Annotated in this window: 16 protein-coding genes and 1 riboswitch; of the genes, 15 read left to right on the forward strand and 1 reads right to left on the reverse strand. The window is 31.4% G+C overall.

The window, feature by feature from the left end; translation table 11 throughout:
* Window positions 1-219 precede the first annotated feature (219 nt).
* From ACW2QF_RS11290 to ACW2QF_RS11310, 5 genes are all read left to right on the forward strand, one after another.
* Entirely contained in the window at window positions 220-975 is a 756-nt protein-coding gene (locus ACW2QF_RS11290; protein ID WP_455716104.1) for a TraX family protein, read from the forward strand.
* Between the two features lie 146 nt (window positions 976-1,121).
* Complete coding sequence (locus ACW2QF_RS11295) at window positions 1,122-1,853, forward strand: glycerophosphodiester phosphodiesterase (protein ID WP_455716105.1); 732 nt, start codon at window positions 1,122-1,124, stop codon at window positions 1,851-1,853.
* 342 nt (window positions 1,854-2,195) lie between these two features.
* The gene (locus ACW2QF_RS11300; RefSeq protein ID WP_455716106.1) at window positions 2,196-3,809 is read left to right on the forward strand and encodes an ATP-binding cassette domain-containing protein; all 1,614 of its coding nucleotides are present in this window, start codon (window positions 2,196-2,198) and stop codon (window positions 3,807-3,809) included.
* A gap of 279 nt (window positions 3,810-4,088) precedes the next feature.
* A riboswitch (cobalamin riboswitch) is annotated at window positions 4,089-4,289 on the forward strand.
* Window positions 4,290-4,422: 133 nt separating this feature from the next.
* The gene (locus tag ACW2QF_RS11305) at window positions 4,423-4,842 is read left to right on the forward strand and encodes a DUF4430 domain-containing protein (protein ID WP_455716107.1); all 420 of its coding nucleotides are present in this window, start codon (window positions 4,423-4,425) and stop codon (window positions 4,840-4,842) included.
* Entirely contained in the window at window positions 4,829-5,347 is a 519-nt protein-coding gene (locus tag ACW2QF_RS11310) for a hypothetical protein (RefSeq protein WP_455716108.1), read from the forward strand. The genes ACW2QF_RS11305 and ACW2QF_RS11310 overlap by 14 nt, the downstream gene beginning before the upstream one ends.
* A 141-nt stretch (window positions 5,348-5,488) precedes the next feature.
* Here the strand turns inward: ACW2QF_RS11310 and ACW2QF_RS11315 are convergent, their stop codons facing one another.
* Window positions 5,489-6,385 carry a hypothetical protein gene (locus ACW2QF_RS11315; protein WP_455716109.1) on the reverse strand — a complete coding sequence of 299 codons (897 nt, stop codon included), beginning with the start codon at window positions 6,383-6,385 and terminating at the stop codon, window positions 5,489-5,491.
* 353 nt (window positions 6,386-6,738) lie between these two features.
* Between ACW2QF_RS11315 and ACW2QF_RS11320 the strand changes: the two genes are divergently transcribed.
* The 10 genes from ACW2QF_RS11320 (at window position 6,739) to ACW2QF_RS11365 (ending at window position 14,785) form a co-directional block, all read left to right on the forward strand.
* Window positions 6,739-7,212: a hypothetical protein gene (locus ACW2QF_RS11320; protein ID WP_455716110.1), complete on the forward strand. Its 474-nt coding sequence runs from the start codon at window positions 6,739-6,741 to the stop codon at window positions 7,210-7,212.
* 8 nt (window positions 7,213-7,220) lie between these two features.
* Window positions 7,221-7,829: a radical SAM protein gene (locus ACW2QF_RS11325; protein WP_455716111.1), complete on the forward strand. Its 609-nt coding sequence runs from the start codon at window positions 7,221-7,223 to the stop codon at window positions 7,827-7,829.
* A gap of 92 nt (window positions 7,830-7,921) precedes the next feature.
* Complete coding sequence (locus tag ACW2QF_RS11330; protein WP_455716112.1) at window positions 7,922-9,259, forward strand: aldehyde dehydrogenase family protein; 1,338 nt, start codon at window positions 7,922-7,924, stop codon at window positions 9,257-9,259.
* Between the two features lie 25 nt (window positions 9,260-9,284).
* Entirely contained in the window at window positions 9,285-10,520 is a 1,236-nt protein-coding gene (locus tag ACW2QF_RS11335) for a leucine-rich repeat domain-containing protein (protein WP_455716113.1), read from the forward strand.
* Window positions 10,521-10,762: 242 nt separating this feature from the next.
* Complete coding sequence (locus tag ACW2QF_RS11340) at window positions 10,763-11,203, forward strand: LytTR family DNA-binding domain-containing protein (RefSeq protein WP_455716114.1); 441 nt, start codon at window positions 10,763-10,765, stop codon at window positions 11,201-11,203.
* Between the two features lie 11 nt (window positions 11,204-11,214).
* The gene (locus ACW2QF_RS11345; RefSeq protein ID WP_455716115.1) at window positions 11,215-11,679 is read left to right on the forward strand and encodes a DUF3021 domain-containing protein; all 465 of its coding nucleotides are present in this window, start codon (window positions 11,215-11,217) and stop codon (window positions 11,677-11,679) included.
* 46 nt (window positions 11,680-11,725) lie between these two features.
* Window positions 11,726-12,454, forward strand: a complete 729-nt coding sequence (locus ACW2QF_RS11350) for an ABC transporter ATP-binding protein (protein WP_455716116.1) — start codon at window positions 11,726-11,728, stop codon at window positions 12,452-12,454.
* Between the two features lie 3 nt (window positions 12,455-12,457).
* Window positions 12,458-13,219: an ABC transporter permease gene (locus ACW2QF_RS11355; RefSeq protein ID WP_455716117.1), complete on the forward strand. Its 762-nt coding sequence runs from the start codon at window positions 12,458-12,460 to the stop codon at window positions 13,217-13,219.
* Between the two features lie 208 nt (window positions 13,220-13,427).
* Window positions 13,428-13,910 (forward strand): RNA polymerase sigma factor, encoded by a 483-nt coding sequence (locus ACW2QF_RS11360; protein ID WP_455716118.1) that lies wholly within the window; start codon window positions 13,428-13,430, stop codon window positions 13,908-13,910.
* Window positions 13,910-14,785, forward strand: coding sequence for an anti-sigma factor family protein (locus ACW2QF_RS11365; RefSeq protein WP_455716119.1), 876 nt, complete (start codon window positions 13,910-13,912; stop codon window positions 14,783-14,785). The genes ACW2QF_RS11360 and ACW2QF_RS11365 overlap by 1 nt, the downstream gene beginning before the upstream one ends.
* Window positions 14,786-14,874: the final 89 nt, after the last annotated feature.

A 14,874-nucleotide genomic window follows, 5' to 3' on the forward strand; every position in this document is an offset into this window, starting at 1 on the left:
ATATTATAAAATTGCTAATTTAGGCAAATTTGAACGTTATATAGCTTTTGTCTTTTTATGTAATCACAAAGAGCAATTATCACACAAAAAACACGCACTTTGAAGACAAAAATGTCATCTCCTTACATTTTTATTAATATTAGAAGAATAACTTGTATCAATTCTTTCGCAAGTATATAATTTATATGTCTGGAAGACAAGAGAGGGAGGACAAAATAAATGGATTCTGTAATAGAAGAAAAACCGGTCACTTTTTTAGGTCGTAACATCAAAGGAATTAGTGGGAGTACCATTAAATTAATTGCTATCATTACAATGCTTATTGATCATTCGGCGGCGACAATTATAGGTTATCTTCCCGTATATAATTCTACAATATATACAATATATGTGAGTATGCGTAATATTGGAAGAATTGCATTTCCGTGTTTTTGCTTTTTATTGATTGAAGGTTTCATACATACTAGAAGTCGAGTTAAATATGCAATACGGCTTGCGTTATTCGCTTTAATATCAGAAATACCATTTGATTTAGCATTGAATCATGAACTAATGGACAATTCACATCAAAATGTATTTTTTACATTGTTCATCGGATTTGTTACCATAACACTTCTTAATACAGTTATATATAAGAAACAGTGGAATAAGATAATAAAAATTATTCTTGCATTAATAATATGTGCTGCAGGACTCAAAATAGCACTTGTATTAAAAACAGATTATGATGCGGTCGGTGTATTAACAATTATTATTATGTATTTACTCCGTAATTATAAAACCGCAGCCATGTATGGTGGTTGTATGACTCTTACATTATGGATGTTACAAGAGGCGTATGCTTTTATTGGAATGATACCAATCGCTTTATATAATGGAACAAGAGGATTTAAATTGAAATACTTTTTCTATATTTTCTATCCTGCACATTTATTAATCCTATATGCTATATGTAAAGTATGTGAATTATTTTAGGTTAGGTATTGATTATGCTCATGATTGGGAATCATCGCCCTCTTGATTCCGTGAATATGGTATCATAAATCTTGAATCCCCTCATACAAATGGTTATAATATAACTGATTGTACTAACGTTTATTAAACAGAAGGGACAAACCAGAATGAAAATAATTGCACACAGAGGTTATAGCGGATTATATCCAGAGAATACCATGCTAAGCTTTGAAAAAGCCGTTGAGGCTGGTTGTGATGAGATAGAATTAGATGTTCAGTTAACAAAGGATAACGTTCTTGTCATAATACATGATGAGAGTATAAAACGAACTACAGACGGAGAGGGACTTGTTCGCAAATACACCTTTGAAGAATTACGAAAGTTCAATGCAGCTGAGCTACAAAAGAAAAATTTTAATTTTCTACCAATTCCAAGTTTTGAAGAATATATTGCATGGGTTAAGACAACGAATGTAACCACGAATATAGAATTAAAGAATAGTAAGTTTTACTATACCAATTTAGAACAAAAGGTAATCGATTTACTGAAATCTTATGATATGTTAGATAGAGTAATGTTTTCATCATTTAATCATGTATCTATGATTAAATGTAAACAGCTTGCCCCTGAAGTTCCTTGCGGATTACTAACTGAACGTGAAATTGGAAATGCGGGATATTATGTAAATAGCAGCGGCATGGAATATTATCATCCAGATATCACAAAACTTACAGAGACAGTAGTTAAAAATTGCAAGAAACATGGAGTTCAGATTAATACATGGACAGTTAATGATATGGGAGAGTTACGAAAATTATTAGATTGGGAGTTAGCTGGTGCCATAACTAATTACCCTGATGTATGCAAGGCATTCATCGAGAAATTCCAATCTAAATGAATTAATCTTAAAACGCTTATAGTTTTTTGGTTGACATTACCATAATCTGTGCTATAATAGTTAAAAATATCTGAAAGGAACTACTGTTATGATAGCAAATAACATCCGCAAATTAAATGTGCTCATGTTAGTCGGTAGAGTCATTAATCATACCGATTTATTTTGCTACCCAAAAACATGAATCCTTCCGTATATAATATTTTTCATATTAATTTGACATTCGGACCGATGTTTTGCGTTAGCAAATCATCGGTTTTTTTGTATCTTCTCTAGTGAATTTCATACCTGTCAGATTAATGTGATCTAGTGAACAAAAATAAAGCATAAGTAGGGGGAGTTAATATGTTTAAAAAATTATTTTTAGGAATTTCTAAAAAGTTATTAATCATAAATTCTATATTGATCTTACTTTGGTCATTCATGAATTCTTATATGACAGCAGCATTATCTAAGGTAACTGCTACCAACATAGTAAGAAATGAATTTGTCAAAGCTGCCTGTTTTTTTATCATATATATTCTTATATGGGAATTTACCGAATTTCTATGTGATTATTACAATGGTATCATTCAAGCACATGTAAGGAACTCAAACTTCGAATATTACTTTAAACAATTATATTATACTAAACCTGAAGCTCTACAACGTGGTAATACAGGATATATTGCTGGGATATTGACGCAATTAATTGAAAAGAAATGTTCGATGTTAATGAGTCTACTCTTATTCACAATAAGCATCATATATATCTTGTACCTAACAATATATATATCCAGTTATTCCATATGGTTTTCCATCATTATAGTATTGATTTCACTTATCTCAATAGCGATACGAATGATCTGTTCTAAGCTCATCGGACCAACATTAAAGAAAATGACGGTTGTACGTGGAGAACAGACTAGCATATTCATGGATGGCATTAATAACATCTCAACTATACAGAAATTACGTGGGTTAGATTTCATAAATCAAAAATCAGAAACGGTTAGTCGAGAGAATTTACAAGCAACCAAACGATATGTAATCGGTAATGAAATTGGCTTTACATTATACAAAACGGTTAATTATTTACTTTATCCGATTTGCATGTTTGTTGCATATGCCATCTATAAGAAAGATCAAACCTTTCCGATTATAGAATTCATGTCTTATTTGTCCTTAGTAACTATTCAACTTGTATTTAATAATAGGAATATATCGAGTTTTGTAAGAGATTATAATAGCTTCTGCGTATCACAAAAAGAAATGGATAGGATTATCGAAGAACAATCGGAAATCTATACATCTACTTCAATAGGAGATGGGTTTCACGAATTAGCTATCCGCAACTTAAAATATCAATATAATTCTAATGAAGAAGCACTCACTATAACCATCCCCAACTTTCATATAGGCAAAGGAGAGCGAATCTGTATTACAGGAGAAAGTGGTCAAGGAAAAACTACTTTATTAAAGATTCTTTCAGGTATCATTGAAACCAAAAATCATATTTTTCTAGATGGGAAACCATTAACCCAGAACATTGATGCGGTATTTATCGCACAAGATACGGAGATGCTAGACTTAAGTTTACGTGAAAATCTTACATTTGGCAACCAATCCATTACAGATGAACAGCTTTATACTATGCTTGATGCAGTTGGGTTATCAGAGTGGTTATCAATGCAAGAGAAAGGCCTTGATACATTAATAGGCGAACGAGGTGTATTCGTTTCTACAGGTCAAAGACAGAGGCTGAATGTAGTTCGTGGATTATTAATAAAGAAAGAAATCTATCTTCTTGATGAACCAACTAGTAATGTAGATGATATTACCGAAAGAAAAATGATTGAACTTATAGATACATATTTAAAAGATAAGACGGTAATCATCATAACTCATAAAGATAAGATTTTTAAAATATGTGATAGAAGATATATATTTGAGGAAAATGCATTACAGGAGTTAAAGTGACTCATTAATTGTGATGACTTATCAGTCATACTGACTAGATGGTCATAATGACTTTAGGGTCATATTGACTAGCTGGTCATACGATTTATATATTTATAGATATTGAGTGACTATAAATAATGAGTCAAATTTACTGTCAAAATTAAAAGAAGAAGATAGATGGTAATAACATACAGTTTATTATATAAAAAGTATGGGAATAACATTTTATAAGAATATGAATTCAAAACTTGCTATAATGATTTATATTAGGTATAATATTTTGAAGTAATTAATAAAATATAATATTAAGTCATAGGTGTCAAACATATTTATTTGTTTGGTGAAAAGGGAAACAGGTGTGAATCCTGTACGAACTCGTCACTGTAATCAGGGAATTTGTAACCAACGTTTTATAACGTTACATCACTGGGAAACCGGGAAGATGGTTACTTATGTAGATCTGTAAGTCAGGAGACCTGCCATGGCTGTACGAAGGCTTTTGCCTAACCACGAGTAATTGGTTGTACGATAAGGAAATACGTTTATGTATTTTACTTACCATGCGTCTCCTTTTACTCAGGTAAACCTTCCTGTTGTAGAAGGATTTTTTAATGTAAAAAGGAGAGAACGTATGGAAAAAGAAAAAAGTAATTTAAGTTCTAAGAAAATCATTATTGGAATCGCAATCTTAGTGGTATTAGTTGTCGGTGCACTCTGCGCATACAAGAAATTTTCACCAAAACCAGTTAAAGGTTCAAAATCAATTACCGTTACCGTAATTGATGATAAGGACAATCGTACTACGTATGACCACAAAACTGATGCAGAATTTTTGAGAGCTGCATTAGAAGAAATTGATGGCTTAACGGTAGAAGGTGAAGAAGCTCAATATGGATTATTTGTGAAAACTGTTAATGGATTAACAGCAGATTATAATGTGAATGGTGCATTCTGGTCTTTCTCAGTTAATGGAGAAGATTGTAATAACGGTATTGAAACGCAGCCAGTTTATGATGGAGATACATTTGAGATAACCTATGAAGCACAATAATCCAGTTAAAGTCCCTAAGTTATCAATAAAAGATATTGCACTAATTGGAATAATGAGCGCAACGTTAATTGCTGGTAAGATGGCTTTATTCTTACCTAATATTGAAATTGTATCGTTACTAATAATTATTTTCACGTTAACTTTCGGATATAAAGTATTCTATTCAATTGCAGTTTTCACATGTATCGAAACATTTATATGGGGAATGGGTCTTTGGTTCATTATGTATATTTATATTTGGACCTTGTTAGCTATTATTACGTATCTATTTCGTAAACAGGATTCAGCATGGTTTTGGAGTATCGTATCTGGTTTGTTTGGTTTATGTTTTGGAGCATTAGGTTCCATAGTATATCTAGTTATTGGTGGAGTTAAAACTGCATTCGCATGGTGGATAGCAGGAATCCCTTGGGATGTAACTCACTGTATTGGTAATTTTGTACTCGCATTATTCTTATATAAACCTTTGATGACTGTTTTTAGAAAGCTTAAGAGATTTTACTAAGTATGTATGTTTATAGACATAACATATGCTAAGTAAAAGAAGTAGTTGAATATTAAAAAGAAAAACTAAGTAGATTACAAATCAAATGTCATTAAGTTAAGATGACATAGATAACATATCTACTTAGTTTTTTTATATCTATTATTTACTTATCTTATAGACATAATCTGTATTATAAGTTCTTATATAAAGATAATTTCCCTTCTTCACAATATACTCTGGGGCTGTTTTAACAAGTAATTTACTAATGATCTTTCCAGTATGTATATTCAGTTGATATATGTAGTCTGGTTTGTCTGTAAAACCATAACCTGTGATGATAACATCTCCAATTATTTCAAATCTATAACTATTAGCAACAAGCGCTTGTGATCTCCAAATTAATTTATTTGTTTTAAGATCAATAGCAGTAATATAAGCATTTTGATTATATGAACTTTTTGCATAAGTTAAGTGACTATTTGATACATACAAAACATTATTCTTTATTGTCGCCCACATGATTTTCTGTTGGATGTAATCATAATCCTCTTTTACATATTTAGAAGAGTATCGATAATTTGAAAAGTCATATTGATATGCAATTTCTTTCGTCTTTTTATTGTAAATTGTAAGTATATATCCCTCTGCATAATTACCACCATATGTACAATACACATAATTATCATCATAAAATGCGTCCGTTAGTATTAAATAATCGTAGTTCTCTTCGACATAGCTAGGTATATCGTCTTTGTAATCACTGTCTTCATAGTAAGAAATGTCTCTATCTATAATTTGATAACGTCTTGAATTTAGTTTGTTCTTAGTAAACCATTTCTCCTCATCAATAATTTCATTGGATTTTTTAGACTTTTGAGTTAACTTCAGAGGAGAAACTTTCTTTGTTTTAGCACCTTTGGAAAGCATATATTTCATAGGCGGTTTTTTAAGGACAGTAATTGATTGATTATCTTTCTTATCGTTTGCATAAACAACATGACTGCATAAAGTCATAACTAGACATAAACATAATATTGTTGCTAATATCTTCTTCATATTGTAATTTTCCTTTCAAATATATTTTTCAAAATATTATTTAGTTTATTTTACCATATAATAACGTAAACTTCCATGCTGTATAGCCAGTATCTACTTAGAATTAATGGGCGAAGGTATATGAACTAAAAAACAACCGCTTCCTATTTTAGCATAAACCAGTTGAATTATGGAAAATTATATCTTATAATGAACTAGATACTTAAGTACGGATATTTAGGTAGGGAATACTTATTATTACATAAAATGATGCATAGAGCCTAGTAAAAAATTTGGGAACCTTATGCTGATTACAATCGTCTAATTTTTGAAAGATTAATCATCTAATTAAATTATGAAATGAGGTAGTAGGTATGAGAATAACTCCAGAACAACAAGATTCGTTAAATAAAGCACGTTGCAAGCAATTAAAAGAAATAAGAAAAAACATGGCAGCTGAACTTGGTATATCATTGACTCAATGTGAATGCCAGAATCATGAGTTTTGTAGTGGCACTTGTCCTAAGTGTCAGGCAGAAGAGAGACTACTTAACAATGCAATTAAGAAGCAACAACATAAAGTTAACAAATGGAAGAAAAAAACTATGGTTGCTGGAGCACTTATGGCTACTACATTAACGTTGTCCTCTTGTACACTAAGTAATATTAATAGTAATGAGAATATTAATGAAGAATTTGGCGGAGAGGCGATGCCCAATGAAGATTATAATGATTTTAACGAGTTAAATGGCGATGTTGCATGGGTTGGTGAAGATGGAAATCAGAACTCCATCAATCAAGATAATCCAAAAGATACATACACTCCCGTAAATAACAATGGACATTAGGTGATACTATGGATATCCAATGGATCAATCGACATCGAATTGATATAGATGGAGTAGGTATAACTTCTTTAGTTTCACTACCAGGTTGCCCTCTATCTTGTTCATACTGTATCAATAAGGAGATATTAAAAAGAGAAGATTTGATAAAGACTATAAGTGAGGAAGATTTGATTGACATACTATCTATTGACCATAGTTACTTCCTATACACCAATGGCGGTATCACTTTCGGTGGAGGGGAACCACTTTTGCAATGGAAGCATCTATTAAGATTTGCAAGTTTATGTCCCAGTGAATGGAACTTAACGATCGAAACTTCCCTCAATGTTCCAACTAAGTATCTAGAGCCATTATTACAGAAGAATTTTTCATTTATCATTGATATTAAATCACTAGATACACGAATATATAGAGAATATACTGGAAGAGATAATCATCAAGTCTTATCTAACTTAAAGTTAATAAGGAGGCGCATTCCATCTCATAAATATGCCATTAAAGTTCCTATTATACCTGGCTATACAGACAATAAATCACAACAAGACTCAATATATAAACTCCGAGAATTTGGAATCAACCAGGAAACAATAATACCATTTACGTATATTACGCCTTAACATTCTATTGAAATTTCATAAAACTTGGATATAATGAATTTAGAATAAGTTATAAAAATAAAATACTAATAATAGAATGAGGTATAAATAAAATGAAAGAACTAAAAAACTTTACACAATCATTCAAACCAGCTTCTTATTCTGAACGAATATCACGTTTAGAAGAATTGAAACGAATAGTAGAAACTCATGAAGCAGATATCGTTACTGCGATTAATAACGATTTAAATAGAAGTAATTATGAAACACTAATGGCTGAAATCTATCCATTCTATAAAGAAATTAATTACTTCATAAAGCATTTAAAAGTACTAATGAAACCACATAAGGTAAAAGGAAATATCGCTACATTTGGTTCCAAGAATTATATAGAGAAAAGACCCTATGGGTTCGTGGCGGTTATCAGTCCATGGAATTATCCTTTTCAACTTGGTTTGGTTCCAATTGTTGGTGCCATTGCCGCAGGAAACAAAGTAATCCTAAAACCAAGCGAAATTTCCACGAACACTTCTAATATCATTGTAAAACTATTTCAACCATTACAGGAGTTTATGTTAGTAGTAGACGGTGGAGTTGAAGAAACAACCTCCATTCTAAATGCAAATATTGATTATGTTTTCTTCACTGGTAGTACTAAGGTTGGAAAAATAATTATGAAATCTTGTGCTGAGAACCTAATTCCGCATACTCTTGAATTAGGTGGAAAATCTCCTTGTATTGTTGAAAATAGTGCTAATTTTACTGTAGCAGCAAAGAGACTTGTATGGGGAAAATTATTTAATGCTGGACAAACCTGTATTGCACCTGATTATGTTCTAGTTAGAGAAGAAAATAAAGAGAAGTTTGTTGAAACTCTAATTACAGAAGCAAAGAAAATGGTTGCTAAAAAGGAACGATTTACCAAGATTATATCCCAAAATCACTATAATCGTTTACTTCAATTGCTTCAGGGGGAAGAAAATAATTTCATATATCAGCAAAAGATAGAAGAAGAGCAGACATTAGGGCTTACAATCTTATCGGCTACTAAAGATAGTGCAATAATGAAAGAGGAAATCTTTGGACCTATACTCCCTATATTAACATACAAAAGTGCGAAAGAAGCAGTAGAATTATCTCACTCGGTTTGTAAAAATCCACTCTCGTTATATGTATTTACCAATTCAAAACAGGATATAAATTTCTATTCTAAACACATCTTATCTGGTGGTATGTGCGTGAATGACGTAATTATGCATTTTAATAATGATTATTTGCCATTCGGTGGTGTAGGTCAAAGTGGTATAGGGAGTTATCATGGAAAATATAGTTTTGATACCTTTAGTCATGCAAGAAGCGTATTAGTAAACTTAAACAGTCTACGATTTGATGTGAGATATCAAATCAATGATACGTTAATAGGGAAATTGAAATATTTTTTAACTAAATAAAAAGATGATTAGGGGAGTATATCGTATGAAACGTTATGTTAAATATCTTATATTTACATTATTTCTAGTATCAAGTTTATCAATTTGGGGCACGAGAAACACTAGTGCTGCAACAGAATGGGACACTGACACCACTATAACTACAAAAGACGATACTATGACATATAGTGCATATTTATCTAAAGATGGGAAAGAGTGCTGGATTTATAAGATTACTCCAGACGGTGATTTGTCTATAACAACATTAGATATCCCAGACTCTATACAAAACACTGTCGTAACCAAGATTGGTTTTGAAGAAAACACAGGAGAAACTTCTGATTACATGAACAACATCTTTGGAATAATTATCGAACCCTATCATCAAGTGGATGGCTATGATAAAATGCCAAAAGGAATAAAGAATGTCCATATTCCATCTACTGTTAAAGAGATAACTTTAGGTTCATTTTGTGGCTTTAGAGATTTAAAATCTATTATTATTCCTGATGGGGTTGAAGATATACGTTATGGAACCTTCTATAATTGTAAAAGCTTACAAAAAGTTGTATTTCCTGCTAATTTAAAAACTATCGCAATAAATGCTTTTCAAAAATGTAAATCCTTAGATACAATAGAAATTAGTAAAAATAGTAACAACTTTATATGCTACAAAGGCATGCTTTTGACAAAAGACAAAAGTAAACTTGTTTGGGTACAACCTAAGATTGATAAAATTACAATACCTTCTAGTGTGAAAACGATTGGTAACAGCGCAACATACTATAGTTATGTTAAGAAAGTCCATATACCAGCAAGTGTATCTTCCATTGAAGATAACTCTCTGAATGGTAACTATATATCTTCTCTAACAATTGCTAATAATAACAAACGTTATGGGAAATCACAAAATTGTATCTATAGTAAGAAGACAAAACGTCTGGTTGTTGTTCTATGTACCAACGGTGAAATTACTTTACCAAAAGAAGTTAAGTACTTAACTAATAATGTATCAATTGCAGGTAAGCCAATTACTAAGTTAACAATTCCAAGCACCTTTAAAGGATTTAAAGAAAATTGGTATTATAATATTAAATATAATATTATATGTTCTCTTTATTTTAAATCAAGTACTCCACCAAAAGCTGAGAAAAATAGCTTCTCATCACAATTTAATTACTATGTTCCTAAAAAAGCTTTACAAAAGTATCTTAAATGGTATTATGATACCGAAAATATTACAGATCCTATGTATGCTGATACTGAATTCAAGGCCTATTAAGCAGTTGTGTATAAGCATATAATAGTGTTTTTCACTTCGTATTGAAGATATATAAAAGAATATTCATAAAAAAGGAAATCTTTAGTAAAAGGATTTCCTTTTTTAATGTAAGCTTGATACTTCTATAAAATAACTTTATACTATAGTAAATCTACCACTTATCACAGGAAAGCGACCACTTATCGATATCCTGTTTTCTTTTTGTTTTTCGATTATTATAATAAAAACAGTTGGAGGAAAACATGAAAATTAAACTTATTCTAGATCCTAAATACGAAGATACACAGATTCATATTTGTAGTAAAGAAAACACTCCTGAAATCAGAAAATTGTATCAGACTATTGAGTCAACAGTTAATGATAGTATTACAGCATATGAAGGAGATGAGATTTGTCTATTATCTAGTGCAGATATCATTCATATCTATACTCAAGACCTTAAAGTGTATGTAGCTACCATTCATGGTGTATATCGATTGCATCAGAGGCTGTACGAATTAGAACAAGAACTTGATGAAAACCGTTTTATACGAGTTTCAAATTCCGAAATCGTAAATATCAAGAAGATTAAACGTATGGATACAAGCTTAACTGGAACAATTCGTATGTCTCTAGATGGTGATAGAGAAGCGTATGTTTCTCGTAGATATGTAACTAAGATTAAGAAAGCATTAGGAATTTGAGGTGATATGATATGTTATTAAAAAAAGGAATCGTAAGAGGTATTAATAGTTTTATGTATTCAGTTACCATCAATGTAATACTAAGTATCATATTGATCGTAATCGTTAATAAACCAGATTTTTTACCGATTGTACCTGATTATGCTGCAAGATTTTCTTCTGGAACGTTAGCTTTACTTATTCAATGGATGTTGATTGGACTAACTAGTGCAGCCTTCGGATTTTGGTCAATTATTATGGAATTAGAACGTATGAGTTTACTCCTTCAAAGTATATTATATTTTGTATTAACTGCAATTGTATGGATACCAGTAGCAATTTTTTGCTGGTCCCTTGGCGAAAATGTATTTTCTTTCATAACTATAGTTACAAGTTACGTAGTTTCTTATATTGTTACATGGATAATCCAATACCGTAGTTGCAGAGATTCAATCAAAAAAATCAATCAAAAATTAGAGGAATTAAGAAATGATTGATGCTATTTGCACATAAATGATACAACTTGTGCAGGGGGAGGTTACTATGAGTAATGCAATTGTTTTAAAAAATATCAGAAAAGAATTTGGTAAAAAAGTAGCTGTTAAAGATAGTTCCTTTGAGGTAGAAAAAGGTATTCTATTCTCCCTACTGGGAGTTAACGGTGCAGGTAAAACAACGACTATTCGTATGTTAACAGGGTTGTCTAAACCTTCAAGCGGAGATGCTTATGTCTGTGGACATAGTATCCTAACGGAACTAGACGAGGTAAAAGCAATCAGTAATATTTCCACGCAAGAAACAGCAGTTGCACCTAATCTAACTGTGGAAGAGAATTTACTGTTTATGGCGCAGATTTACGGGATGTCAAAACAGGAAGCTAGGAATAAAGTAGAACAAATCATACAACAGTTCTCTTTAGAAGAAATCCGTAAGAATAAAGCAAAAACCTTATCTGGTGGTTGGCAAAGAAGACTTAGCATTGCAATGGCTCTTATTAGCGAACCTAAAGTTCTATTCTTAGACGAACCTACACTAGGCCTTGATGTGCTTGCAAGAAAAGAGCTTTGGAAGATTATTAGAACCTTAAAAGGAGATATCACCATTGTATTAACTACTCACTATATGGAAGAAGCGGAAAGTCTTTCAGATAAAGTAGCCGTAATGGTTGACGGAGAAGTTAAAGCCTGTGGTACCGTTGTCGAGTTAAAAGAAATGACGAAAAAAGTTACATTAGAAGATGCATTTATAGCAATCGCAGAAGGAGAGGTGTAGACGATGAAAAGTGTAGTGTTTGGAAAAAGAACGTTAACAGAAATTTTAAGAGATCCATTAAGCTATATCTTTTGCCTCGGTTTTCCTTTACTCATGTTAGTGCTTATGTCTGTTATTAATCAAAGTATTCCAGCCGAAGCAAACATGGATGTGTTTCAGATTCAAAACCTTGCACCTGGTATTGCCTCATTCGGATTAACCTTTGTAATGTTATTCACTTGTTTACAAGTATCCAAAGATCGTTCAACTACATTCTTAACTCGCTTATATGCATCACCTTTAAAGCCAAGTGATTTTATTGTCGGATACACATATCCCTTGATAGTAATTGCATTTTTACAATCTTTAATCACATTCATAGCCGCTGTAATTATTGGAGGCATATATGATTATCATTTTAGCTTACTTAATATATTACTATGTATGTTAGTATTGATTCCTTCTGCATTGTTATTCATTGGAATTGGTTTATTTTTCGCAACCTTATTAAATGAAAAAGCAGCTCCAGGCATATGTTCCATCATTATTACAGCGGCGTGTATGCTAGGTGGTATCTGGATGGACGTAGATGGACTCGGCGGTGTCATATTAAAAGTTAGTAAAGCACTTCCATTCTATCATGGTGTAACTGCTGCCAGATTGGCTATAAGCGGTGATTATAATGAATTATTAAAACCGTTGATGATAATTATTGTATATGCCGTTGTGATCTATATATTAGCAGTATTGATCTTTAAACGAAAAATGCAGAGTGATGTGAGCTAAATTGAATAAGATATCGAAAAACATATTAACCGATAGTTTTAGTAATAGAACTATCGGTATTTTATTATACTATTATTTATTGATAATTGTAATATTATGGTATATAATTAGTGCTTGAAAAAAGATTCATGAAACTTAAAGAAAATTTGAGGTAAAGTTTTTGTAAGATACTTCATTTTTAAACGTCTTATGTATAGGAGGTGAGAATGTGACTGAAATAGAGATAATCTATAAAACCTATTTTAACGATGTATATTTGTTTGTTCTAAGTTTATGTGGCAATGAGCATATAGCAGAGGATATTACTGCCGAAACATTTTTTAAAGCAATGAAATCACTTAACCAGTTCCATGGAACATGTGAATTAAGAGTTTGGCTATGTCAGATTGCGAAAAACTGTTATTATACCAGTTTAAGAAAAAACAAACGAATAAACGAAGATATTATTCCTGAAGAACAAGCTTCGGATATCGATATTGAAAAGTTACTGCTCAAAGATGAAACATCAATGCTCATACATGAAACATTACATAAACTTGATGAACCGTATAAAGAAGTATTTACACTGCGAGTATTAGGAGAATTAAGCTTTAAAAAGATTGGTAACTTGTTTGGGAAAACTGAGAACTGGGCTTGTGTCACTTATCACCGTGCAAAGAATAAGATCAAAGAAAGAATGGAGGATTACTGATGAAAATATCGTGCGATGTTATAAAAGATGTATTACCATTATATGTGGAGGACTTAGCAAGTGCGGATACTCGTACATTAGTGGAGGAACATTTAAGTTCCTGTAATAATTGTAAGAGGAAATATGAAAAGTTACGTACCCCAGATAATTTCACTACTGATATGAATATGTTACCATTAAACAAACTAAAAAAAACCTTAAACAAAAGAAAATACCGAATCAGCCTATTTTCAATAACAATAACTTTTGTACTGCTAGTAATATTAATAGGATATTTGACTAGTCCTATATATATCCCAGCTGAAAAAGTTCCTGTAACTATAGAAGAACAAACTAACAATACGATAATTCTAAACTTTAACACGAATGTAACAGGTTATGATATTGAAAAAAGGAGTACAGATGACGGTGTCTATTTTATTACTGCGTGGGACAACATATGGAATAGAATAATATCTAAAGAAACAAAAACCAGCATCGTATTAAATCCAAATGGTGAAAAAGTCTACAGTATTTATTATAGCTCAAACAACGGTGATGAGGACCTCTTAATATATGGAAAACATCCTTACCCAAGCGGTGGCGTCATCACATTACCGAGATTAGCACTTGCTTATTATCTAAAGTTAGCTATTCTATTGGCAATTGTTACTGGTGTCTTTTTGTTCATCTTTCATAAGAATAAAATATTACGTAATATTTTCACTAAAATATTTGCTTTTCCGATTGCGTATATTTTAGGACACCTTTGTACAAAAGGGCTTACTACACAATCTTATTCTCTAGTTCATGACTTTTTTATGATAGTATTAGCTATGATACCAATCTATGCTGCCTTATTACTCGAAATTAGGTTTTTGTCAAGAAAAAGATAAGAAAGGAATAGGAATAAAATGAAGATTAAATATAGGATTTATATTATTTTTTATATAATAAGCGCTATTTTTTTAATGCAACATAAAGT

It is taken from the genome of Anaerosporobacter sp., from assembly GCF_965301125.1.

Coding starts and splice junctions, on each gene's coding strand:
- ACW2QF_RS11290 (WP_455716104.1), top strand. CDS start 220: ATGGATTCTGTAATAGAAGAAAAACCGGTCACTTTTTTAGGTCGTAAC.
- ACW2QF_RS11295 (WP_455716105.1), top strand. CDS start 1,122: ATGAAAATAATTGCACACAGAGGTTATAGCGGATTATATCCAGAGAAT.
- ACW2QF_RS11300 (WP_455716106.1), top strand. CDS start 2,196: ATGTTTAAAAAATTATTTTTAGGAATTTCTAAAAAGTTATTAATCATA.
- ACW2QF_RS11305 (WP_455716107.1), top strand. CDS start 4,423: ATGGAAAAAGAAAAAAGTAATTTAAGTTCTAAGAAAATCATTATTGGA.
- ACW2QF_RS11310 (WP_455716108.1), top strand. CDS start 4,829: ATGAAGCACAATAATCCAGTTAAAGTCCCTAAGTTATCAATAAAAGAT.
- ACW2QF_RS11315 (WP_455716109.1), bottom strand. CDS start 6,385: ATGAAGAAGATATTAGCAACAATATTATGTTTATGTCTAGTTATGACT.
- ACW2QF_RS11320 (WP_455716110.1), top strand. CDS start 6,739: ATGAGAATAACTCCAGAACAACAAGATTCGTTAAATAAAGCACGTTGC.
- ACW2QF_RS11325 (WP_455716111.1), top strand. CDS start 7,221: ATGGATATCCAATGGATCAATCGACATCGAATTGATATAGATGGAGTA.
- ACW2QF_RS11330 (WP_455716112.1), top strand. CDS start 7,922: ATGAAAGAACTAAAAAACTTTACACAATCATTCAAACCAGCTTCTTAT.
- ACW2QF_RS11335 (WP_455716113.1), top strand. CDS start 9,285: ATGAAACGTTATGTTAAATATCTTATATTTACATTATTTCTAGTATCA.
- ACW2QF_RS11340 (WP_455716114.1), top strand. CDS start 10,763: ATGAAAATTAAACTTATTCTAGATCCTAAATACGAAGATACACAGATT.
- ACW2QF_RS11345 (WP_455716115.1), top strand. CDS start 11,215: ATGTTATTAAAAAAAGGAATCGTAAGAGGTATTAATAGTTTTATGTAT.
- ACW2QF_RS11350 (WP_455716116.1), top strand. CDS start 11,726: ATGAGTAATGCAATTGTTTTAAAAAATATCAGAAAAGAATTTGGTAAA.
- ACW2QF_RS11355 (WP_455716117.1), top strand. CDS start 12,458: ATGAAAAGTGTAGTGTTTGGAAAAAGAACGTTAACAGAAATTTTAAGA.
- ACW2QF_RS11365 (WP_455716119.1), top strand. CDS start 13,910: ATGAAAATATCGTGCGATGTTATAAAAGATGTATTACCATTATATGTG.